Source organism: Streptomyces sp. NPDC048001, assembly GCF_043203115.1.
Taxonomy (GTDB): Bacteria; Actinomycetota; Actinomycetes; order Streptomycetales; family Streptomycetaceae; genus Streptomyces; species Streptomyces sanyensis.
In genome coordinates, this window is the sequence record NZ_JBIDBN010000010.1 from 217,981 (window position 1) to 238,420 (window position 20,440).

Genomic DNA, 20,440 nt, shown 5'->3' on the forward strand with positions numbered 1-20,440 from the left:
GACACCACCTTCGGAAAGGGCTCGGCGATGAGCGAGAGCAAGCTGGCCGGTCGGTTCTTCGACGCCGCCATCGGTCTGCTGCAGCGCACCAGGGACGAGGAGGCCGCCCGCATCGCGGCAGCCGGGGCGGCCGTCGCGGACACCGTGGCCGCGGGCGGGCGGCTGTTCGCCTTCGGCGCGGGCCACTCCTCCCTCGCCGCGCAGGACGTCGTCTACCGGGCGGGCGGCCTCGCCCTGATGAACCTCCTCACGGTGCCCGGCGCGGTCGGGGTCGATGTCGTGCCGGCCACCCTGGGCTCGGCACTGGAGCGGGTGGACGGGCTGGCCGGCGCCGTGCTGGACTCCAGCCCCGCCACCGAGGGCGACCTGCTCGTGATCATCTCCCTGTCGGGGCGCAACGCGCTGCCCGTCGAGATGGCGATCAACGCCCGTGCGCTCGGGCTGACCGTGATCGGCGTGACCTCGGTCGCCTACGCGGAGGAGACCCGCTCGCGGCACGCCTCGGGCACCTTCCTCAAGGACCACTGCGACATCGTCCTGGACTCCAAGATCGCCGTCGGGGACGCCGAGCTCACCCACGAGGGGATCGAGGCGCCGTTCGCGCCCGCGTCCACGGTGGTGACCAGCGCGCTGATGCAGGCGACCATGGCGGCCGCCGCCGAGCAGCTGGCCGAGCGCGGCATCGAGCCCCCGCTGCTGCGCTCGGGCAACGTGGACGGCGGACACGAGTGGAACGGCAGGGTCATGACCGAGTACCGGGACCGGATCTTCTACCGGAACTGAGCACCGCGGGACGGCCGGGCGCGGGCTCCCCTCAGGCCGGGCGAGCGCTCCCCTCAGGCCGGGGGCCGCCCGGCGTCGGGCCCGAGGGCCGAGGCGATCAGCGCCGCCACGCTCTCCGCGTACACGGCGTCCGGGCGGTCGAAGGCGGGGCGGCTCGCGGACCTCAGGAAGGTGACCGCCCCGACCGTGCGGCCCCGGTGGCGCAGCACGGTGGCGAGGGCGTGCACGGTGCCCGCGGGCCACCGCAGCCGCCGCGCCCAGCCCTCCGCCGCGTCGCCTTCCCCGGCGCCGGCCCGCACCGGCCCCAGCCGCTCCATCGCCCGCAGCACCGGGTGCCCCGGTGCATAGGGCACCGGCAGACCGCCGCCCGCGGGGCCCGCGGCGGGGCCCGCCGCCCCCGGGGGCGAGGCGAGGGCGCGCACCAGGCGCCGGCCCTCGCCCACCGTGTCGACCAGCACATGGTCGGCGAAGCCCGCCAGGGCGAAGTCCGCGCAGACCGCCGCGGCCTCCCTCCCGTCCTCGCACTCGGCCGCCGCCCGGCCCGCCCGGTGGAGCTGCCCGGTGCGGAAGCGCAGCCGGTCGGCCTCCCGTTCGGCGAGGCGGGCGGCGGTGACGTCCTGGAACAGCCAGCCCACGCCCAGGGGCACCGGCCGCTGGGCGAGGGGGGAGGCGAGGCGCACGAAGCCGCCGTGCCAGCAGCGGCGCCCGGCGCCCTCGGCCGCCGTCCGCACCCAGAGGTCGGCCGGTCCGCGCGGGGGCCCTTCGGCCAGGACGTGCGCCAGGGCCCCCTCCAGTTCCTCGGCGCCCTCGCGGAGCAGCGCGCCGAGCGGGCGGCCGAGGACGGCGGAGCGGTGCGCGGCGCCGAGCAGGCGCACCGCCTGCGCGTTGGCCACGGCGGGACGGAGGTCCACGTCGAGCAGGACCACGCCCCAGGCCGCCTCCTCGAACAGGGCCTCGCTCAGGGCGATGGACCGCTCCAGGTCGATCTGCGCGTGCACCTCGCCGAAGGCGCAGTACACCCCCGCGGGGCGCCCGTCGGCGCCGAGCACCCGGGAGGACTGGGTACGCACCAGGACCCGGCCGCCGTCCTTGCGCACCAGGGCGAACTCCCGCACCTGCCGCCCGGGGGCGTCCATGGCCGCCAGCAGCCCGGCGCGCACCTCGTCGGCGTCGGCGTCGCGCACGGCCCACCCGGTGAAGCCGAGGCGCCCGACGGCCTCCGCGGCCGACCAGCCGAGGACCCGCTCGGCCTCCCGGTTCCAGTGGGTCACCCTGCCCCGGGCGTCCAGGGCGCACAGCGCGGCGTCCATGCCGTCGAGGAGTGCGGCGAGGAGGTCGGCGCCCGGCGGCCCGGAGGCCGCCGGGCGCGGTGCCGGTTCCGCTCCCTCCGCCCCGACCCCGCCGGTGATCCCGCTCCTGGAAGCACTCATCCCGGTCCCCCTGAAGGACGCGTCCGCGTATGCCGATACGGCGGGACTCATTCAACGCCAACGTGACCTGAACCACACGCCCTTCGCCGAAACGCCCGGGAGGCCGCTGCGGATCGCATCGGCGCGCGGGGCGCGGGGACCGGCGCGCGGGGGCGCACGGTGGCGGTGCACGCGGGGGCCGCCCGGCATGGGGCCCGGGTGCGGCGGAGGGACCCGGGGACCGCAGGCCGTTCCGGGCCCGGGGCGGAGCACCGGCGGCAGCCGGAGGCCAGGGCCCGAAGAAATCCCTTGAACCCCTTCGCGCGCCTTCCTAGTCTGTGGGTACACGCGAAAGGAGGTGATCCGAAAACATGGTTTCTTTTCGGACTCGTGAGGTGACTGCGGGCTGACGCCTGCCGTCGCACTCTGTGTGCCTCGGCAGGCCGCCTGCCGAAATTCCCAGCAGTCACCCGACCCGCGGGCCGCCGGTACGTCCGGCCGGCTCCCTCCGTCCGGACGGAGGGACCAAGGCCCGCGGGTCGTCTGCGTTCTCCGGGGAGCCGGGCGCCGCGTGGACGGCTCAGGGCGCCAGGCGCTCCACCCGCCAGCCGCCGTCCTCCTCCTTGGCGTAGCGGAGCCGGTCGTGGAGCCGGTTCTCGTGGCCCTGCCAGAACTCGACGGCCTCCGGCACGACCCGGATACCGCCCCAGTGGCCGGGCACCGGCACCTCGCTGCCCTCGGGGTGGCGGGCGGCGAGCTCCTCGTAGCGCCGGACCAGGTCCCCGCGGGAGGGGATCACCGCGGACTGGTCGCTGGCCCAGGCGCCCAGCTGCGAGCCGTGCGGGCGGCTGTGGAAGTAGGCGGCCGTCTCCGCGCGCCCGATGCGGACGGCCGTCCCGGAGACGATGACCTGGCGGGCCAGCGCATGCCAGGGGAAGAGCAGCGAGACCTGCGGGTTGGCGTCGATCTCGCGGCCCTTGCGGGAGGCGTAGTTGGTGAAGAAGACGAAGCCCCGCTCGTCGTACTTCTTCAGCAGCACCGTGCGCGAGGAGGGGCGCCCGCCGGGGGTGGCCGTGGAGACGACCATGGCGTTCGGTTCGAGCAGCGCGGCGGCGGCCGCCTCGGCGAACCAGCGGGCGAACTGCTCCATCGGCCCCCGGGCCAGCGCCTGCTCGTCCAGGGCCGTCGAGCGGTACTGCTCGCGCATCACGGCGGGGTCGGGGACGACGAGCCCGGTCTCTGCGGGGTCGGGGACCGGCAGGCCGGAGACGGTCACGTCCGGGGTGCCGGGGCTGGGTGCGGCGTGGTCGTCGGTCACGGGGGTCATCCTGCCGCAGCGGGCCGTCCGGTGGGAGTGGAGCCCGGTTCGGCGGGCCTATTCTGCCCGGCACCGAGTGCCGCCAATCCTCCTGCGGAGGCCGGGGCAGTGTGCCGGATCTCACGCTTCCCCGCATCGGCGGGACCGGCCAAAATCTTGGGTCGGGTCACTGTGGCCTCCATACAGCCCGTTGAACGGCGGCAGGGTGACGACCGCCCGGACGGGGAATCACCGGGGTGTCCGACCCGTGCCTGCCGCAACCACCGTGAGGAGCCGCCTGATGTCCGACTTCGTACCTGGGCTCGAAGGAGTCGTCGCGTTCGAGACGGAGATCGCCGAACCGGACAAGGAGGGCGGCTCCCTCCGCTACCGGGGCGTCGACATCGAGGACCTCGTGGGCAGCGTCTCCTTCGGCAAGGTGTGGGGCCTGCTGGTGGACGGGGCCTTCGACCCCGGCCTGCCTCCCGCGGAGCCCTTCCCGATCCCCGTCCACTCCGGTGACATCCGTGTCGACGTGCAGTCCGCGCTGGCCATGCTGGCCCCGGTGTGGGGCCTGAAACCGCTTCTGGACATCGATGCCGCCCAGGCCCGCGAGGACCTGGCGCGCGCCGCCGTGATGGCCCTGTCCTACGTGGCACAGAGTGCCCGCGGCCAGGGTCTGCCGATGGTGCCGCAGAGCGAGATCGACAAGGCGCAGTCCGTGGTGGAGCGCTTCATGATCCGCTGGCGCGGCGAGCCGGACCCCCGCCATGTGAAGGCCGTGGACGCCTACTGGACCTCGGCCGCCGAGCACGGGATGAACGCCTCCACCTTCACCGCCCGCGTCATCGCCTCCACGGGCGCCGACGTGGCGGCCGCGCTCTCCGGCGCGGTGGGCGCGATGTCCGGCCCGCTGCACGGCGGGGCGCCCTCCCGGGTGCTGGGCATGATCGAGGAGATCGAGCGCACCGGCGACGCCGCGGGCTACGTCCGGCAGGCGCTGGACAAGGGCGAGCGCCTGATGGGCTTCGGCCACCGCGTCTACCGCGCGGAGGACCCGCGGGCCCGGGTGCTGCGCCGTACCGCCCGGGAGCTGGCCGCGCCGCGCTTCGAGGTGGCGGAGGCCCTGGAGAAAGCCGCGCTGGAGGAGCTGCACAACCGCCGCCCCGACCGGGTCCTGGCGACGAACGTGGAGTTCTGGGCGGCGATCGTGCTGGACTTCGCCGAGGTCCCGGCGCACATGTTCACCTCGATGTTCACCTGTGCCCGGACCGCCGGGTGGTCGGCGCACATCCTGGAGCAGAAGCGCACCGGCCGCCTGGTCCGCCCTTCGGCCCGCTACGTCGGCCCCGGCGCCCGCGACCCGCGGGAGATCTCCGGCTACGGGGACATCGTCGGCTGACGCCCCGGGTCCACCAGCCCGGGGTGGTGGCGGGCCGCGACCAGCGGGTGGGCGCGGACCTTCCCCTTCAGCTCGTTCCTGCCGTACTCGGCGAACAGCGGGTTGGCCGGGTCGGCCGTCACCCCGGGGGCCGTCCCGGCGTGCGGGAAGACCAGCGGGTCGATCCGGGCGTCGAGGCGCGGGTTGTAGAAGAAGGGGACCGAGAACCGCTCCCGGGCGCCCGGCGGGCTCACCACCCGGTGGTGGGTGGCCTTCAGGTAGCCGTCGGTGGCCACCTCCAGCAGCTCGCCGAGGTTGACCACGAAGGCGCCCGGCAGCGGCGGGACCCCGTGGAAGCGGCCGTCCTCGCGCTCCACCTCCAGGCCGCCGACCTCGTCCTGGAGGAGCAGGGTCAGGAAGCCGTAGTCGCGGTGGGCGCCGACGCCCTGGCCGCTGCCGTCCGAGGGGCTGCCCGGGTAGCGGACCAGCTTCAGATGGGGGTGGGCGCCCTCGCCGAAGGCGTCGTCGTAGAAGCCGGGGTCGGCTCCGATCGAGGCGAGCAGTGCGTGGAGCAGCCGCTCGGCCACCGCGGAGAGCCGCTCGATCCAGGCGAGGGCGGCGGTGCGCAGCTCGGGCAGTGCCTCGGGCCACTGGTTGGGGCCCTGGAGCCACCAGTAGGCGGGCTCGCCGGGGCCGGGCGCGCGGGCGGGCCGCTCGGCGCCGATGTCGAGCTGGTCGCGCCAGTCGCGGCTGCCGCCGGTGCGCTCGTCCCCGGTCCGGGTGTAGCCGCGGAAGTGCGGTGAGTTCACGTTGTCGAGGGCGAGCCGGTCGGCTTCCGGCAGGGCGAAGAAGGAGCGCATCGCACCGGTCAGCGCGGCGGTCTCGGCCTCGGTGACGCCGTGGCCGACGAGCTGGAAGAAGCCGACGCGGTGCGCGGCGGTGTGCAGCCCGGCCAGGAACCGGCGCCGGTCGGCGCGGGTGCCGTCGGCGGCGGAGAGGTCGATCACCGGGAGCTGGTCCGGGGCCGGCGGGCTCCCGCCGGGTCCGGCGGGGGAGTCCGCGCGTGCCGTCGGGGCCGGCGGGGAGGGGTGGGGCGGTGGGGTGCTGTGCGACATGGGGTGCGTCCGCGGGGTGAGCAGGTCCCCCGCGGCCGCCGGGTGGGCGGGGGCGGGGGTCGCCGTGGGGCGAGGGGCCGGGGGCTGCGGGGCCGGTCAGGCGCCGGGCCGACAGCCCGTGCTCGTGACGCGGAGCAGGTCCACGTGGCGGCGGCGTACGAGCAGGAGCATGCGAGAAGCCTACTGCGCCCCGCGAAGCCGTCATGTGATCTGCATCACACACCCTGGCGGAGGTGCCGCCGCGCGGGGTCAGCCGTGCCCGAGCGCCCCGTCGACCAGCTCCGCCCACTGGGCGACGACCCGGCGCCGCCGCGCCTCGTCGTCGGTGAGCAGGTTCGCCAGCCCCAGTCCGCGGGCCATGTCCAGCAGGCCCTGCACGGTCTCCCGCACACCCGGCACCGACTCGTCCGCGCCCAGCAGCCGGACCGCCATGCGATGGGTCTCCCGGCCGACACGGGCCTCCAGCTCGGTCACCCGGGGCCGCAGCTGCTCCTCGTCGGAGGCCGCCACCCACAGCTGCAGCGCCGCCCGGAACAGCGGTCCGGTGTAGAGGTCGACGAGAGCGGCGACGACCTCGGACCGGTCCCGGGGCGCCAGCTCCCGCAGGGCCCCGGAGCGCTCCTCGGCCACGTACTCCACGGCCGCCGTGAAGAGGTCCTCCCGGGTCGGGAAGTGGTGCTGGGCGGCCCCCCGCGACACCCCGGCCCGCTCGGCCACCACCGAGACCGTCGACCCCGCCCAGCCGACCTCGGCCAGGCAGTCGACGGCGGCCTGGAGGAGCCGCTGCCTGGTTGCCCGGCTGCGGTCCTGCTTGGGGCCGGACGGCGGCGGGGAGGAGGTCACAACACCCATGCGGGATCCCGTCGTTCGAGGAAGGCCGTCATCCCTTCGCGCGCCTCGGCCGAGGCGAACAGCGTCGCCGACCGCTGCACCAGGTCTTCCGCGTCCCGGTCGAAGGTCTCCAGCACCCTAGCCGCGACCAGTCGCTTCGCGGCCGCCAGCCCCTGCGGGGAGCCCTTGCGGAGCGCGTCGAGCAGCGGGGCGAGCGCCGTGTCCACGTCGTCCGCGGCCAGGGTGAGCAGCCCGCTGCGGACGGCCTCGGCCGCGTCGAAGCGCTCCCCGGTGAGGTAGAGGCGCTCGGCGGCCCTCGGCTCCATCCGGGGCAGCAGCGGAAGGGAGATCACCGCGGGCGCCACCCCGAGGCGCACCTCGGTGAAGGCGAAGTCGGAGGCGGAGGTGGCGGCGGCGATGTCGCAGGCCCCGACCAGGCCGAGGCCGCCCGCCCGCACATGCCCCGCCACCCGGGCGACGACCGGCTTGGGCAGGGCCACGATCCGCCGCAGCAGGGCGACGAAGGCGTACGGGCTGGGCGGTGCCTTCAGGTCCGCCCCCGAGCTGAAGGTGGACCCGGTGTGGGTGAGGACCACCGCCCGCACGGACGGGTCCTCCGCGCAGGCCTCGAGCGCCTCGGCGAGCTCGGTGACCAGGGCGGCCGACAGTGCGTTGCGGTTGCCCGGGTTGTCGAGGGCCAGGGTGGTGACGCCCCGGTCGCTGCTGGTGGCCACGCTCATACGACGCTCCTTCGAGAGAGGGACCGCGGGCCGCGCGGTCCCGGCTGCCCGGCCGGGGACGTCCCCCGCCCGGTCGCCGGCCGGGGCGCGCCGGGTCGGGCGCGCCCGGGGCCGGCCTGGGCGTGTTTCCGGGAGCGGCGCCGTCCGGCCCCGGGCGGCGGGGCGCGCGGCGTCCCGTACGGGCGCCCACCCGGCGGCGTCCCGTGCGCCCGCCCGGCGGAGGACCGCCCTCGCACCGGGCGTGCGCACCCGGCCGGGGGAACGCGGCGGGCGCGCGCCACCGGCGCCCGGGGCCGGGCGGGGCTCCCGGGGCATGCCCTACCTGCCGCCGCGTTCGCGGTCGCGCAGCTCCCGGCGGAGGATCTTCCCCGAGGCCGCCCGGGGGATGGCCGCGGTGAACTCCACCTGCCGGACCTTCTTGTAGGGGGCGACGCGCTCGGCGACGAAGGCCATCACCGCCGCCTCGTCCAGTTCCTCGGCCCCCGGCTGCCGGACCACGTACGCCTTGGGCACCTCGCCCCCGTCCGCGCCGGCCACCCCGATGACGGCCGCGTCCGCGATCGCCTCGCAGGTCAGCAGCAGCGCCTCCAGTTCGGCGGGGGCCACCTGGTAGCCCTTGTACTTGATCAGCTCCTTGACCCGGTCGACCACGTAGAGCCAGCCCCCGCCGTCGACGCGTCCGACGTCGCCGGTGTGCACCCAGCCCTCGGCGTCGATCATGTCCGCGGTGGCCTCGGGCCGCCCCAGGTAGCCCTTCATCACCTGCGGGCCCCGGATGGCGATCTCCCCCTCCTCCCCCTCGCCGACGTCCCGGCCGGAGCCGTCCAGCGCGAGCAGCCGCATCTCGGTGCTGGGCAGGAGCAGGCCCACCGAGCCCCGGGGCGGGTCGGGCTCGGTCAGCGGCACCACATGGGTGCCGGGCGACAGCTCCGTCATCCCGTAGGCCTGCCGGACCGGCGGCAGGCCCAGGCGCTTGGCGCACGCCTCGGCCAGTTCGGCGTCGAGCGGGGCGGCGGCCGAGACCACGTACCGCAGCGAGGACAGGTCGTAGCCGTCGACGGCCGGGTGCTTGGCGAGCGCGAGCACGATCGGCGGCGCGACGTACAGGCCGTCGATGCGGTGCTGCTGGATCGCGCCGAGGAAGGTCTCCAGGTCGAAGCGGGGCAGCACCACCACGGTAGCCCCGTTCCGCAGGGGCGCGTTCATCAGGGCGGTGAGGCCGTAGATGTGGAAGAAGGGCAGCACGGCGAGGATCCGGTCGCCGGGGCCCATCGGGATGAAGGGGTCGAGCTGCCCGAGGTTGGTGGCGAGGGAGCGGTGGGTGAGCATGACGCCCTTGGGCACCCCGGTGGTGCCCGAGGAGTAGGGCAGGGCGGCCAGGTCCTCGGCGGGGTCGATCGCCACCTCGGGCTGCGGGGCGGTCGAGGTGAACATGTCGATGACGGAGGTGTGCCCCTCGGCGCGGTCGCAGGTGAAGATCTCCTCGATGCCCCCCACGAGTTCGGCGGCCCGGCGGGCCACCTCCAGCAGCGGGGAGACGGTGACGATCCAGCGGGCCGAGGAGTCCCGGAGCTGCTTGGCGAACTCCTCGGCGGTGGCCAGCGGATGGACGGTGGTGACGACCGCGCCCGCGCGGCTCGCCCCGTGGAACACGGCCGGGTAGGCGATCGTGTTGGGGCTGTGCAGGGCGAGGACGTCGCCCTTGCGCAGCCCGGCGGCGGCGAGCGCGGCGGCGATGCCGCGGTGGAACAGGTCGAGCTGCCGGTAGGTGACGGTGGTGCCGTTCACGCCGTCGACGAGGGCGACGGCGTCGCCGTACCCGGCCGCGCGGCCGAGCACGGCCTCGTGGACGGGTTCGACGACGGCCGGGACGTCGGCGTGGCTGCTGCGGAACACCATGGGCCCTCCCTGCGGTTGTGGACGGCCAGGATGACGGCTCTCAGTAGGACTTGGGGAGACCCAGGGACTGGTGGGAGACGTAGTTGAGGATCATCTCGCGGCTGACCGGCGCGATCCTGGCGACGCGGGAGGCGGCGATCAGCCTCGCCAGCCCGTACTCCCGGGTGAGCCCGTTGCCGCCGAGGGTGTGCACGGCCTGGTCGACGGCCCGGACGCACGCCTCGCCCGCCGCGTACTTGGCCATGTTGGCCGCCTCGCCCGCCCCGGCGTCGTCGCCCGCGTCGTACAGCGCGGCGGCCTTCTGCATCATCAGCCGGGCCAGCTCCAGTTCGATGTGCGCCTGGGCGAGGGGGTGGGCGATCGCCTGGTGGGCGCCGATGGGGTCCTTCCACACCCGGCGCTCCTTGGCGTACGCCACGGCGCGGGAGAGCGCGTGGCGCCCCATGCCGATGGCGAAGGCGGCCGTCATGATGCGTTCGGGGTTGAGGCCGGCGAAGAGCTGGAGCAGTCCGGCGTCCTCCTCGCCGACCAGCGCCCCGGCGGGCAGCCGGACGTCGTCCAGGACGAGTTCGAACTGCTGCTCCTGCGCCTGGAGTTCCATGTCGATGGCGGTGCGCCCGAAGCCCTCGGCATCGCGCTCCACGATGAACAGGCAGGGCTTGAGCCGGCCGGTGCGGGCGTCCTCGGTGCGGCCCACGATCAGGGTGGCGTCGGCGATGTCGACCCCGGAGACGAAGACCTTCCGGCCGGTGAGCACCCAGTCGCCGCCGTCGCGGCGGGCGGTGGTGGTGATCCGGTGGGAGTTGGAGCCCGCGTCGGGCTCGGTGATGCCGAAGGCCATGGTGAGAGAGCCGTCGGCGAGCCCGGGCAGCCAGGTGCGCTTCTGCTCGTCGGTGCCGAAGCGGGCGATGACGGTGGCGCAGATGGCGGGCGAGACGATCATCATCAGCAGCGGGCAGCCCGCGGCCCCGGACTCCTCCAGGACGAGGGAGAGTTCGCTGATGCCGCCGCCTCCCCCGCCGTACTCCTCGGGCAGGTTGACGCCGAGGTAGCCGAGCTTGCCCGCCTCCGCCCACAGGGCGGCGCGGTCGTAGCCGGGACCGTGGCGGTGGGCGAGGGCGGCGACGGCGGCGCGCAGGTCGCGGTGCTCCTGGCTCTCCATGGTGCTCGTGGCGGGGCTCATGATCCGGATGCCTCCTGTGCTGGCGGGACGTTCGAGGGGACGTCGTGCACGACGGCGAGCAGGGTGCCGACCTCGACCTGGCGGCCGGGGCGGGCGTGCAGTGCGGTGAGCGTGCCGGAGGCGGGAGCGTCGATGCGGTGCTCCATCTTCATGGCCTCCAGCCAGACGAGGGGCTGCCCCTCGGCGACCTGCGCTCCCTCCTCGACGCCCTCGCCCAGGCGGACCACGGTGCCGGGCATGGGGGCGAGCAGCGAGCCGGGCTCGACGCGCAGGGCGGGGTCGGTGAAGCGGGGGCGCGGGAGGAGCGCGTGGTGCCCGAGCGGGCCGTCGACGTGGACGCGGCCGTCGCCGTAGGAGGTGACGGCAAACTCCCGGGCGATGCCCTCGGCCTCCAGCCGGACCCGGTCGGGTGCGGCGGCCAGGACCTTCACCCCGGGCCGGTCCTCCAGGGCGAAGCCGCCCTCGCGCAGGGGGCGGTAGCGGACCTCGTGCACGGTGTCCGGGTCGCCCTGGGCGGTGAACGCCGCGCTCTGGGGCTGGGAGGGCAGGTTGCGCCAGGCTCCGCCGAAGCGCCCGGCCCGGGCGGCCGCCCCCGCGAGGGCGGCGGCGACGGCGGCGAGCCCGGCACCGGCGCCGGGCTCCGTGAGCCGGTCCAGGTGGCGCTCGTAGAAGCCGGTGCCGAGCCGGCCGGGGTCGGTGAAGCCGGGGTGCCGCAGGGAGCGGACGAGCAGCTCGCGGTTGGTCACGGGGCCGTGGACGCGGGCCCGCTCCAGGGCGTGGGCGAGGCGCCGCACCGCTTCCCCGCGGGTGGGCGCCCAGGCCACCACCTTGGCGATCATGGGGTCGTAGTGGATCCCGATGGTGTCGCCCGCGGTGTAGCCGGTGTCGACCCGGATCCCGGACGGCCCGCCGCCCTCCGGTCCGGGTGCCCGGGGGGCCTCGGGGACGTCCAGCGCGTGGAGCACGCCCGTCTGCGGGGCCCACCCGGCGGCGGGGTCCTCGGCGTAGAGGCGGGCCTCGACCGCGTGGCCGCGCGGGGCCGGGGGCTCGGGCGGGAGGGCCCCGCCCGCGGCCACGTCCAGTTGGAGGGCGACCAGGTCCACGCCGAACACGGCCTCGGTGACGGGGTGTTCGACCTGGAGGCGGGTGTTCATCTCCAGGAAGTGCGCCCGCCCGTCCGTGCCGACGAGGAACTCGACCGTACCGGCGCCCCGGTAGCCCACGGCCCGGGCGGCGGACACCGCGGAGGCGTGGAGCGAGGCGGTGAGGCCCGGGTCCAGGCCCGGCGCCGGGCACTCCTCCACGACCTTCTGGTGCCGCCGCTGGAGGGAGCAGTCGCGGGTGCCGAGGACCCAGACCGTGCCGTGGGCGTCGGCCAGCACCTGCACCTCGACATGGCGGCCGTCCTCCACGTACGGCTCGGTGAAGACCTCCCCGTCGCCGAAGGCGGACGCGGCCTCCGCGCGGGCGGCCGCCAGGGCGCCGGGCAGTTCGGCGAGGGTGCGCACCACCCGCATGCCGCGTCCGCCGCCGCCCGCGGCGGCCTTCACCAGCACGGGCAGGTCGTCCTCGGTGACCTCGGTCAGCGGGGTGACGCCCATCAGCTCCTTGGCCCGGGTCTTGGAGGCCATGGCCTCGATCGCGCCGGGGGGCGGGCCGATCCACACCAGGCCCGCGTCCTCGACGGCCCGGGCGAAGCCCGCGTTCTCGGAGAGGAACCCGTACCCGGGGTGGACGGCGTCCGCACCCGCGGCGAGTGCGGCCTTCACGATCGCGTCGCCGCGCAGATAGGTCTCCGCGGGGGTGGAGCCGGGCAGGCGGACGGCCGCGTCGGCCTCCCGGACGTGCAGGGCCCCGGCGTCGGCGTCCGAGTGGACGGCGACGGTGGCCATCCCCCGGGTCCGGCAGGTCCGGAAGACCCGGCAGGCGATCTCGCCGCGGTTGGCGACGAGGACGGTGGTGATCATGGGCCTCACATCCGGAAGACGCCGAAGCCGCCGCGGGCGCCCTCGACTGGAGCGGTGTGGATCGCGGACAGGCACAGGCCGAGGATCGTGCGGGTGTCGCGCGGGTCGATCACCCCGTCGTCGTACAGCCGCCCGGACAGGAAGGCGGGCAGGGACTCGGCCTCGATCTGCGCCTCGACCACGGCCCGCAGCCCGGCGTCGGCCTCCTCGTCGTAGGGGGTGCCCTTGGCCTCGGCGGAGGCCCGCGCGACGATCGACAGGACCCCGGCCAGCTGCTGGGGGCCCATCACCGCCGACTTGGCGCTGGGCCAGGCGAAGAGGAACCTCGGGTCGTAGGCGCGGCCGCACATGCCGTAGTGCCCGGCGCCGTAGGAGGAGCCCATCAGGACGGACAGACGAGGCACCTTCGCGTTGGAGACGGCGTTGATCATCATGGCGCCGTGCTTGATGATGCCGCCCTGCTCGTACCGGCTGCCGACCATGTAGCCGGTGGTGTTGTGCAGGAACAGCAGCGGGATGTCGCGCCGGTCGGCGAGCTGGACGAACTGGGCGGCCTTCTGCGACTCGGCGGAGAACAGCACACCGCGGGCGTTGGCGAGGACGCCCACCGGGTAGCCGTGCAGCCGCGCCCAGCCGGTCACCAGGCTGGTCCCGTACAGGGGCTTGAACTCGTCGAAGTCGGAGGCGTCGACGAGCCGGGCGATCACCTCGCGGGGGTCGAAGGGGGTCCTGAGGTCCTCGGGGACGATCCCGAGCAGCTCCTCGCCCGGGTACCTCGGGGGCTCGGCGGCGGGCGGATCGGGGTGCGCCTTGCGGTGGTTGAGGCGGGCGACGATGCGCCGGGCCTGGCGCAGCGCGTCCTGCTCGTCGACGGCGTAGTGGTCGGCGAGGCCGGAGGTGCGGGCGTGCATCTCGGCGCCGCCGAGGGACTCGTCGTCGCTGACCTCCCCGGTGGCCATCCGGACCAGCGGCGGACCGCCCAGGAAGACCTTCGACCGCTCCTTGATCATCACGGTGTGGTCGGACATCCCCGGCACATAGGCCCCGCCCGCGGTGGAGTTGCCGAACACCACGGCGACGGTGGGGATACCGGTGGCCGACAGCCGGGTCAGGTCCCGGAAGAGCGCACCGCCGGGGATGAAGATCTCCTTCTGGGAGGGCAGGTCCGCGCCGCCGGACTCGACGAGGGAGACGACCGGCAGGCGGTTGGCGGAGGCGATCTCGTTGGCGCGCAGGATCTTCTTCAGCGTCCAGGGGTTGGACGCCCCGCCGCGCACGGTGGGGTCGTTGGCGGTGATCAGGCACTCCACGCCCTCGACCACGCCGATCCCGGTGACCACGGACGCCCCGACGGGGTAGTCGCTGCCCCAGCCGGCGAGCGGCGACAGCTCCAGGAAGGGGCTGTCGGGGTCGACCAGCAGCTCGATCCGCTCCCGGGCCAGCAGCTTGCCGCGCGCCCGGTGCCTCTCGACGTACTTCGGGCCGCCGCCCGCGAGGGCCCCGGCGTGCTCGGCGTCCAGCTCGGTCAGTCTGGCCAGCATCGCGGCCCGGCGGGCGGAGTGTTCCGGGCTCGTCGGGTCGACGGCCGTACCGAGGACGGTCACAGCAGGGCCTCCGGGAGGTCGGCGTAGCGGGCGCGCAGCCATTCGCCGAGCGCCTTGGCCTGGGGGTCGAACCGGGCCTGGGCGGCGACGCCTTCGCCGAGGATCCCGGTGACGGTGAAGTTCAGGGCCCGCAGTCCCGGCAGCACGTGCCGCTCCACGGGGAGGGCGGCGGTCTCGGGGAGCAGGTCGCGCAGCCGGTCCGCGGTGAGTTCGCGGGCCAGCCAGCGCCAGGCGTCCTCGGTGCGGGCCCAGACGCCGATGTTGGCGTCGCCGCCCTTGTCGCCGCTCCGCGCGCCGAGGACCCGGCCGAGGGGGGCGCGGCGCGTGGGGCCCGGCGGCAGCGGCTCGGGCAGGGCGGGTTCCGGCACGGGTGCGAGGGGCCGGGTCCGGGCGGGCGGCGGGACGGGGGTCCTGGCCCCGCCGGGCAGGACGGCGGTGTGGGCCACCTCGGTCGCGTCCACGTACGCGGCCTCGAAGACGCCGTAGGGGGTGCCCTTGCCGGGCGGGGCGGTGACGTGGAAGCCGGGGTAGCTGCCCAGGGCCAGCTCGATCGCGGCGCCGCTGACGGCCCGGCCGACCCGCTCGGCGTCCGGGTCGCGCACCACCAGGCGCAGATAGGCGGCGGCGCGCTCCTCGGTGTCGGCGTCCTCGTGCTCGGTGCGGGCCAGCTCCCAGCGGACCTCGGCCGGCCGGTCGGCGCCGAGGGCGTCCATGAGCTGCTCGCGCACCAGGGCCGCCTTGGCGTCGATGTCGAGGCCGGTGAGGACGAAGACCACCTCGTTGCGCCACCCGCCGAGCCGGTTCAGGCCGACCTTGAGCGCCGGTGGCGGGGCCTCGCCGCGCACGCCGGAGATCCGCACCCGGTCGGGGCCGTCGGGTGCCAGGCGCACGGTGTCGAGCCGGGCGGTGGCGTCCGGTCCGGGGTAGCGGGCACCGGCCGTCTCGTAGAGCAGCTGGGCGGTGACGGTGCCGGTGTCGACGAAGCCGCCGGTGCCCGGGTGCTTGGTGATCACGCTGCTGCCGTCGGCGTGGACCTCGGCGACCGGGAAGCCGGGCCGGAGCACGGCGCGTCCGCCGTCGGCCTCCGCGAAGAAGGAGTAGTTGCCGCCGGTGGCCTGGGTGCCGCACTCCAGCACGTGCCCGGCGACCACCGCGCCGGCCAGCTCGTCGTAGGACTCGGGGCCCCAGCCGAACCACCAGGCGGCGGGTCCGGTGACCAGGGCCGCGTCGGTGACGCGGCCGGTCACCACGACGTCCGCGCCGGCGCCCAGGCAGGCGGTGATCCCGGCGCCGCCGAGATAGGCGTTGGCGGTGAGCGCGCCGGGGAAGCGGGCGGCGAGGTCGTCGCCCTCCACATGGGCGACGGCGGTGGGGACGCCGACCCGGTCGGCGAGGGCGCGGACGGCGTCGGCGAGTCCGGCGGGGTTGAGGCCCCCGGCGTTGACGACGATCCGCACCCCGCGCTCGCGGGCGAGGCCGAGGGTGTCCTCCAGCTGGCGCAGGAAGGTCCTGGCGTAGCCGAGGCCGGGGTCCTTCAGACGGTCGCGGCCGAGGATGAGAAGGGTGAGTTCGGCGAGGTAGTCGCCGGTGAGGACGTCGAGCGGGCCGCCGGTGAGCATCTCCCGGACGGCCTGGAAGCGGTCGCCGTAGAAGCCGGAGGCGTTCCCGATGCGCAGGGGGCGGCGGGTGCCGCCCGGGGCCCGGCGGTCGGTGCCCGCGCCGTCCGCGGTCCGGCCGCTCACGCCCCGGCCGTCCCGGGTCCGGCGGCGCCGCGGGCGCGGGTACCGGGGGCGCGGCCCGGTCCGGGGGGTCCGGCGAACGCCTGGGCGATGCGCAGCCACTGCCCGGCGTCCGCGCCCTCGGCCCGCAGGCCGAGGTCCTCGGGGTGGGCGCGCTGGGTGACCAGCAGGGCGAAGTCCAGGAGCGGGCCGGTCACCCGCTGCGGGGCGTCCTCGGGGCCGAAGGCGGTCGTCGTACCGTCCGGGCCGTGCAGTTCCACCCGGAAGGGCTCGGCGGGGGGCGTGAGCCCGTGCACCCCGAACGCGAAGTCCCGGGTGCGCACGCCGAGCCGGGCGATCTGGGCGAGGCGCGGGGTGGGCGGCCGGTGGACGCCGAGCGCGTCGGCCACGTCCTGTCCGTGCGCCCAGGTCTCCATCAGGCGGGCGGTGGCCATCGACGCGGCGCTCATCGGCGGGCCGTACCAGGGGAAGCGGGCACCTGCGGGGGCCTCGCGCAGCGCGCGGAGCAGGCGCTCACGGCCCAGGCGCCAGCCGGCGAGCAGCTCTCCGGGCGGCAGGGCGGCGCCTTCGGCGGCCCCGTCGTCGACGAAGCTCCCGGGGGCGGCGAGCGCCTTCTCGACCTCTGCGGCGAAGCCGGCGGCGTCGGTGGCGGCGAGGTGGGCGGCGCGGTCGGTCCAGGCGAGGTGGGCGATCTGGTGGGCGATCGTCCATCCCGCGGCGGGGGTCGGCTCGGCCCAGCGCGCGGGCTCCAGCGACGCCACCAGGCGGTCGAGTTCCTCGCTCTCGCGGTGCAGGTCGTCGAGTACGGCGGCCGGTTCGGACACGTTGCGCTCCCTCGGGGGCACGGCGGCGGGTCACGTCGGGGTGTGCGCAGGAGCATGACAGCGTCCCGGAAAACAAGCAAGCATGCTTGCTTTGATTTTCGGCCAGAGGGGGCGCGCTTGTCCGAGGGGCACGCTTGTCCGAGGGGCACGCTTGTCCGAGGGGCGGGGTCGGGGTGCGGGCCGGTTCGGGCCGGGGGACGGCCCGGCCCGGGGCGGCCCAGGGCGGCCCGGGGCAGGGCGGAGGCCGACCGAGGATCCCGGCGCCGGCGCGGCGGACCCCGCCGCCGACCCCTCGCAGCCGACCCCCGCCGCCCCCGGCCCGGGGCGGCCCTACCCGCCCCTGCGCGCCCTCGTCCGCAGCGCGCGCCGCCGGGTACGGGCCCGGCGCGGAAGCCCGCCCGGCGCACCCTGGGTGCGGACCGCCCCCATGCTCGCCGCGACCACCAGCGCGATCGCCGCCGTGTCGGCGGCGGACAGCGCCTGGTGCAGCACCAGGAACCCCGCGGTCGCCGCGATCGCCGGCTCCAGGCTCATCAGCACGGCGAAGGTCGCCGCCGGGAGCCGCCGCAGGGCCAGCAGCTCCAGGGTGTAGGGCAGCACGGAGGACATCAGCGCCACGGCGAGCCCCAGCCCGAGGGTGGAGGGCACCAGCAGCTTCGACCCGGCCTCCCAGACCCCCAGCGGGAGGCTGATCAGCGCGGCGAAGGCCATGGCCAGCGCCAGCCCGTCCGCCTGCGGGAAGCGCCGCCCGGTCCGGGCGCTGAAGACGATGTACGCCGCCCACATGGCGCCCGCGGCCAGGGCGAACAGCGCACCCACGGGGTCGAGCCGGTCGAAGCCGCCGCCGCTGAGCAGGAACACGCCGCCGAGCGCCAGTCCCGCCCACACCAGGTTCACCAGCCGCCGGGAGACGACCACCGACATCGCCAGCGGGCCGAGCACCTCCAGGGTGACCGCGGCACCCAGCGGAATCCGGTCGACTGCCTGGTAGAAGAGGATGTTCATCGCGCCCATGGCCGTGCCGAAGGCGACCACCGTGCCCCAGTCCTCGCGCCCGTACCCGCGCAGCCGCGGCCGGCACACGGCGAGCAGCACCAGGGCGGCCAGCGCCAGCCGCAGGGTGACGACCCCGAGCGGGCCCGTGCGGGGCATCAGCATGACCGCGATCGCCGCGCCGAACTGCACCGACAGGGCTCCCGCGACGACCAGCGCGACCGGCCCGAGGCGGTCCCCGGGCCGTCGCCCGTGCTCCGGTGCCGAGGCCAGCGGACCGGCGGCCTCCGGCAGCGCCACGGCGGCACCCGCCGGAGCGACGCCCCCTCCCGCCGCCGCGGCCCCGGCGCCGCCCGTGGCGGTCTGCGACTCGTCCCTCACCTCGTGCGACCCTTCCGTCCCTGCCCGCCGGAAGCGGCGGGCCCTTCCACGCTACGGATCCGGGAGGCCCGCGTGAAATGCCTGTCTCGCTGTGCTTATGCTCGGGACGCATGAGCATCGAGCTGCGTCATCTGCGCTGCTTCCTCGCCGTCGCGGAGGAGGGAAGCGTGACGGCGGCCGCCGCGCGGCTGAACCTCACCCAGCCGAGCGTCTCGCGTTCGCTCGCCGCGCTGGAGCGCTCCCTGGGCGTGCGCCTGGTGGACCGATCCACCCATCATCTGGCGCTCACCGCCGGGGGCCGCGCCTTCCGCGAGAAGGCGGCCGCCGCGGTCGCCGCCTTCGACGAGGCCCTTGACGCGGGGCGTCTGCTGCGCCCGCCGCTGAGGCTGGGCCACTCCTGGTCGGCGCTGGGCGCCCGCACCACCCCCCTGCTGCGGAGCTGGGCGCGGGAGCATCCGGACACGCCGATCGAGCTGCTGCGCGTCGACGACCGCACCGCGGGCCTGACGCGCGGGCTGGTGGACGCGGCGGTGCTGCGGGGCGAGGTGGACGCGCCGGGCCTCGCGACCGCGCTGCTGTTCACCGAGGCCCGGGTGGCCGCGGTCACCGCGGACGACCCGCTCGCCGAGCGGGCCTCGCTGACGCTGGCCGACCTCGCCTCCCGGCCCGTCCTGCTCAACGTGGTCTCCGGCCTGACCCGGCTCGACCTGTGGCCCGCCGCGATCCGCCCCGCCCGGACGCTGACGGTGCGCAACACCGACGACTGGCTCGCGGGGATCGCGGCCGGGAGCGGGGTGGGCGTCTCGGCCGCGTCCACCGCCGAGATCCACCCCAACCCCGGTGTGGCCTACCGGCCGCTGGTGGACGCTCCCCCGGTGCCGGTGCTCCTCGCCTGGCGCGCCTCGGCCCCGCACCCGGCCGTCCGCGAGCTGGTCGCCCTCGCCCGGCGTGTGGCCGCACGGGGCTGAGCCGCACGGCCCGAGGGGGGCGGGCCGCGGCGGTCGCGGCCCGCCCCTCGACGGCCGGTGGGCTACCCGGTCAGCCCCGGAAGGCGGACCGGCGCATCCGCGCGGCGAGCAGAAGGCCCGCGCCGGCCGCCAGCGCGGTACCCGCGGTGCCCGCGATCACGGCGGAGTCGCCCGCTCCGGTGGCGGCGAGGGAACCGCTGCCGCCCTGGGGGGTGACGGTGCCGGAGCCCGTGCCGGGGGTGGTGCCGGTGCCCGAACCGGTGCCGGGGCTCTTCTGCTCCGGCCGCTCCTCGTTCTTCTTCTGCCCGCCCTCGGACGCGCCCTTCTCCTGCTGGGCCTTCTTCTCCTGCTGGGCCTTCTCGTCCTTCGCGCGCGCCTCGTGCTGCCCCTTGTCCAGGAACGCGGTGCGGTCGGCGGCGGTGCCCGCGAGCGCGGCGCGCCCGGCCTCGGCAAGCTCCGGTCCCCCGCCCTCGACGATCCGTGCGATCTCGGCACGGTTGTCCTGGTCGCGCAGCTCGAACTGGGTCACTTCGAGGAAGTGACGCAGCTCGGCCGGGGTCGGGGAACCGCTGAGCAGCCTGCCGACCGCCTCGCTCACCAGGGGACCGTCCCAGGCCTCGTCGATGCGGGCGAGCTCGACCCGGTCGTCGGAGGCCTGCGCGAGGTACCGCCCCGTCTCCAGGAAGGCGATGCGGTCGGCGGGCGTGCCGTAGAGGGCCTTGCGGCCCGCTTCCTTCACTCCGGGGCCGCCGGTGGAGATCAGCCGGGCGATCGCGACCCGGTTGTCCTGGTCGCGCAGCTGGTGCTGGGTGACCTCGTAGAAGTGGCGCAGCTGCTCCAGGCCGGTCCGGCCGTTGTCGAGGAGTTCGTTCACGCCCTCCCTCAGCGCGGGGCCGGCGTCGTTCAGAAGACGGGTGACCAGGACCCGGTAGTCGTCGAGGCGGATCCGGTGCTGGTCCGTCTCGATGAACGCGCGCATGGCCGCGGGGCCGTCGGCGATGGCCTGGCGACCGGCCTCCTTCATGTGCGTGCTGGCCATCGGGTCGGCGATGATGGCGAGGATGGTCTTGCGGTCCTGCTCGGCCTGGCCCTTGCCGGTCTGGTCCTTGCCGGTCTGGTCCTTGCCGGTCTGGTCCTTGCCGGTCTGGTCCTTGCCGGTCTGGTTCTTGCCGGCCTCGTCGGTCGCCGCCTGGTCGGGTGCGGTCGGAGCCGGCGGAGTGCTGTTCGCGGCCTCCTCGCCCGCGGCGACGGCCGGCGAGGCGATGAGGATGGCCGGAGCCAGGGCCGCGGTGGTGACCACCGCGGCGATCCGGGACAACTTCACAG

The 20,440-nt window shown here is 75.8% G+C and carries 17 protein-coding genes; 3 read left to right on the forward strand and 14 right to left on the reverse strand.

Annotated elements, in window-relative coordinates:
• Positions 1-27: 27 nt before the first annotated feature.
• Entirely contained in the window at positions 28-783 is a 756-nt protein-coding gene (locus tag ACGF15_RS20280; protein ID WP_345613466.1) for an SIS domain-containing protein, read from the forward strand.
• Between the two features lie 53 nt (positions 784-836).
• Here ACGF15_RS20280 and ACGF15_RS20285 read toward each other — a convergent pair whose 3' ends face one another.
• Both ACGF15_RS20285 and pdxH read right to left on the reverse strand, forming a co-directional pair.
• Positions 837-2,213, reverse strand: a complete 1,377-nt coding sequence (locus tag ACGF15_RS20285; protein WP_392800689.1) for a PAS domain-containing protein — start codon at positions 2,211-2,213, stop codon at positions 837-839.
• Between the two features lie 559 nt (positions 2,214-2,772).
• Positions 2,773-3,519 (reverse strand): pyridoxamine 5'-phosphate oxidase, encoded by a 747-nt coding sequence (pdxH, locus tag ACGF15_RS20290; protein WP_376426514.1) that lies wholly within the window; start codon positions 3,517-3,519, stop codon positions 2,773-2,775.
• 271 nt (positions 3,520-3,790) lie between these two features.
• On the opposite strand from pdxH, the gene ACGF15_RS20295 reads away from it, so the two are divergent.
• Positions 3,791-4,891, forward strand: coding sequence for a citrate synthase 2 (locus ACGF15_RS20295; protein ID WP_345613471.1), 1,101 nt, complete (start codon positions 3,791-3,793; stop codon positions 4,889-4,891).
• On the opposite strand, the gene ACGF15_RS20300 is transcribed toward ACGF15_RS20295, so the two are convergent.
• From ACGF15_RS20300 to ACGF15_RS20350, 11 genes are all read right to left on the reverse strand, one after another.
• On the reverse strand, positions 4,870-5,985 hold the full coding sequence (locus ACGF15_RS20300) for an isopenicillin N synthase family dioxygenase (protein WP_392800693.1): 1,116 nt from the start codon (positions 5,983-5,985) through the stop codon (positions 4,870-4,872). The two genes, ACGF15_RS20295 and ACGF15_RS20300, sit on opposite strands and share 22 nt — an antisense overlap.
• A 96-nt stretch (positions 5,986-6,081) precedes the next feature.
• Entirely contained in the window at positions 6,082-6,156 is a 75-nt protein-coding gene (locus ACGF15_RS20305; protein WP_360647131.1) for a putative leader peptide, read from the reverse strand.
• A gap of 78 nt (positions 6,157-6,234) precedes the next feature.
• Positions 6,235-6,837 (reverse strand): TetR/AcrR family transcriptional regulator, encoded by a 603-nt coding sequence (locus ACGF15_RS20310; RefSeq protein WP_392800696.1) that lies wholly within the window; start codon positions 6,835-6,837, stop codon positions 6,235-6,237.
• Positions 6,825-7,556 carry an enoyl-CoA hydratase family protein gene (locus ACGF15_RS20315; protein ID WP_392800699.1) on the reverse strand — a complete coding sequence of 244 codons (732 nt, stop codon included), beginning with the start codon at positions 7,554-7,556 and terminating at the stop codon, positions 6,825-6,827. Before ACGF15_RS20315 ends, ACGF15_RS20310 begins: the two co-directional genes overlap by 13 nt.
• 318 nt (positions 7,557-7,874) lie before the next feature.
• Positions 7,875-9,455 carry an AMP-binding protein gene (locus ACGF15_RS20320; protein ID WP_345613478.1) on the reverse strand — a complete coding sequence of 527 codons (1,581 nt, stop codon included), beginning with the start codon at positions 9,453-9,455 and terminating at the stop codon, positions 7,875-7,877.
• A gap of 40 nt (positions 9,456-9,495) precedes the next feature.
• The gene (locus ACGF15_RS20325) at positions 9,496-10,638 is read right to left on the reverse strand and encodes an acyl-CoA dehydrogenase family protein (RefSeq protein ID WP_345613480.1); all 1,143 of its coding nucleotides are present in this window, start codon (positions 10,636-10,638) and stop codon (positions 9,496-9,498) included.
• Complete coding sequence (locus ACGF15_RS20330; RefSeq protein ID WP_392800703.1) at positions 10,635-12,605, reverse strand: acetyl/propionyl/methylcrotonyl-CoA carboxylase subunit alpha; 1,971 nt, start codon at positions 12,603-12,605, stop codon at positions 10,635-10,637. Before ACGF15_RS20330 ends, ACGF15_RS20325 begins: the two co-directional genes overlap by 4 nt.
• Positions 12,606-12,610: 5 nt before the next feature.
• The gene (locus ACGF15_RS20335) at positions 12,611-14,209 is read right to left on the reverse strand and encodes an acyl-CoA carboxylase subunit beta (RefSeq protein ID WP_392800706.1); all 1,599 of its coding nucleotides are present in this window, start codon (positions 14,207-14,209) and stop codon (positions 12,611-12,613) included.
• The gene (locus tag ACGF15_RS20340; RefSeq protein WP_376426505.1) at positions 14,206-15,951 is read right to left on the reverse strand and encodes an acyclic terpene utilization AtuA family protein; all 1,746 of its coding nucleotides are present in this window, start codon (positions 15,949-15,951) and stop codon (positions 14,206-14,208) included. Before ACGF15_RS20340 ends, ACGF15_RS20335 begins: the two co-directional genes overlap by 4 nt.
• Positions 15,948-16,772, reverse strand: a complete 825-nt coding sequence (locus ACGF15_RS20345; RefSeq protein ID WP_392800710.1) for a TIGR03084 family metal-binding protein — start codon at positions 16,770-16,772, stop codon at positions 15,948-15,950. The genes ACGF15_RS20340 and ACGF15_RS20345 overlap by 4 nt, the downstream gene beginning before the upstream one ends.
• Positions 16,773-17,102: 330 nt before the next feature.
• The gene (locus ACGF15_RS20350; RefSeq protein ID WP_392800891.1) at positions 17,103-18,065 is read right to left on the reverse strand and encodes a DMT family transporter; all 963 of its coding nucleotides are present in this window, start codon (positions 18,063-18,065) and stop codon (positions 17,103-17,105) included.
• A gap of 191 nt (positions 18,066-18,256) precedes the next feature.
• On the opposite strand from ACGF15_RS20350, the gene ACGF15_RS20355 reads away from it, so the two are divergent.
• Positions 18,257-19,114: a LysR substrate-binding domain-containing protein gene (locus tag ACGF15_RS20355; protein WP_362615858.1), complete on the forward strand. Its 858-nt coding sequence runs from the start codon at positions 18,257-18,259 to the stop codon at positions 19,112-19,114.
• A 70-nt stretch (positions 19,115-19,184) separates the two neighbouring features.
• Here ACGF15_RS20355 and ACGF15_RS20360 read toward each other — a convergent pair whose 3' ends face one another.
• Complete coding sequence (locus ACGF15_RS20360) at positions 19,185-20,438, reverse strand: ALF repeat-containing protein (RefSeq protein WP_392800713.1); 1,254 nt, start codon at positions 20,436-20,438, stop codon at positions 19,185-19,187.
• Between the last annotated feature and the right edge of the window lie 2 nt (positions 20,439-20,440).

Excerpts from the sequence above, each read along its gene's own strand:
- ACGF15_RS20325 (WP_345613480.1), bottom strand. The coding sequence starts at position 10,638 with ATGAGCCCCGCCACGAGCACCATGGAGAGCCAGGAGCACCGCGACCTG.
- ACGF15_RS20280 (WP_345613466.1), top strand. The coding sequence starts at position 28 with ATGAGCGAGAGCAAGCTGGCCGGTCGGTTCTTCGACGCCGCCATCGGT.
- ACGF15_RS20355 (WP_362615858.1), top strand. The coding sequence starts at position 18,257 with ATGAGCATCGAGCTGCGTCATCTGCGCTGCTTCCTCGCCGTCGCGGAG.
- ACGF15_RS20320 (WP_345613478.1), bottom strand. The coding sequence starts at position 9,455 with ATGGTGTTCCGCAGCAGCCACGCCGACGTCCCGGCCGTCGTCGAACCC.
- ACGF15_RS20300 (WP_392800693.1), bottom strand. The coding sequence starts at position 5,985 with ATGTCGCACAGCACCCCACCGCCCCACCCCTCCCCGCCGGCCCCGACG.
- ACGF15_RS20330 (WP_392800703.1), bottom strand. The coding sequence starts at position 12,605 with ATGATCACCACCGTCCTCGTCGCCAACCGCGGCGAGATCGCCTGCCGG.
- ACGF15_RS20315 (WP_392800699.1), bottom strand. The coding sequence starts at position 7,556 with ATGAGCGTGGCCACCAGCAGCGACCGGGGCGTCACCACCCTGGCCCTC.
- ACGF15_RS20310 (WP_392800696.1), bottom strand. The coding sequence starts at position 6,837 with ATGGGTGTTGTGACCTCCTCCCCGCCGCCGTCCGGCCCCAAGCAGGAC.
- ACGF15_RS20295 (WP_345613471.1), top strand. The coding sequence starts at position 3,791 with ATGTCCGACTTCGTACCTGGGCTCGAAGGAGTCGTCGCGTTCGAGACG.
- ACGF15_RS20285 (WP_392800689.1), bottom strand. The coding sequence starts at position 2,213 with ATGAGTGCTTCCAGGAGCGGGATCACCGGCGGGGTCGGGGCGGAGGGA.
- pdxH (WP_376426514.1), bottom strand. The coding sequence starts at position 3,519 with ATGACCCCCGTGACCGACGACCACGCCGCACCCAGCCCCGGCACCCCG.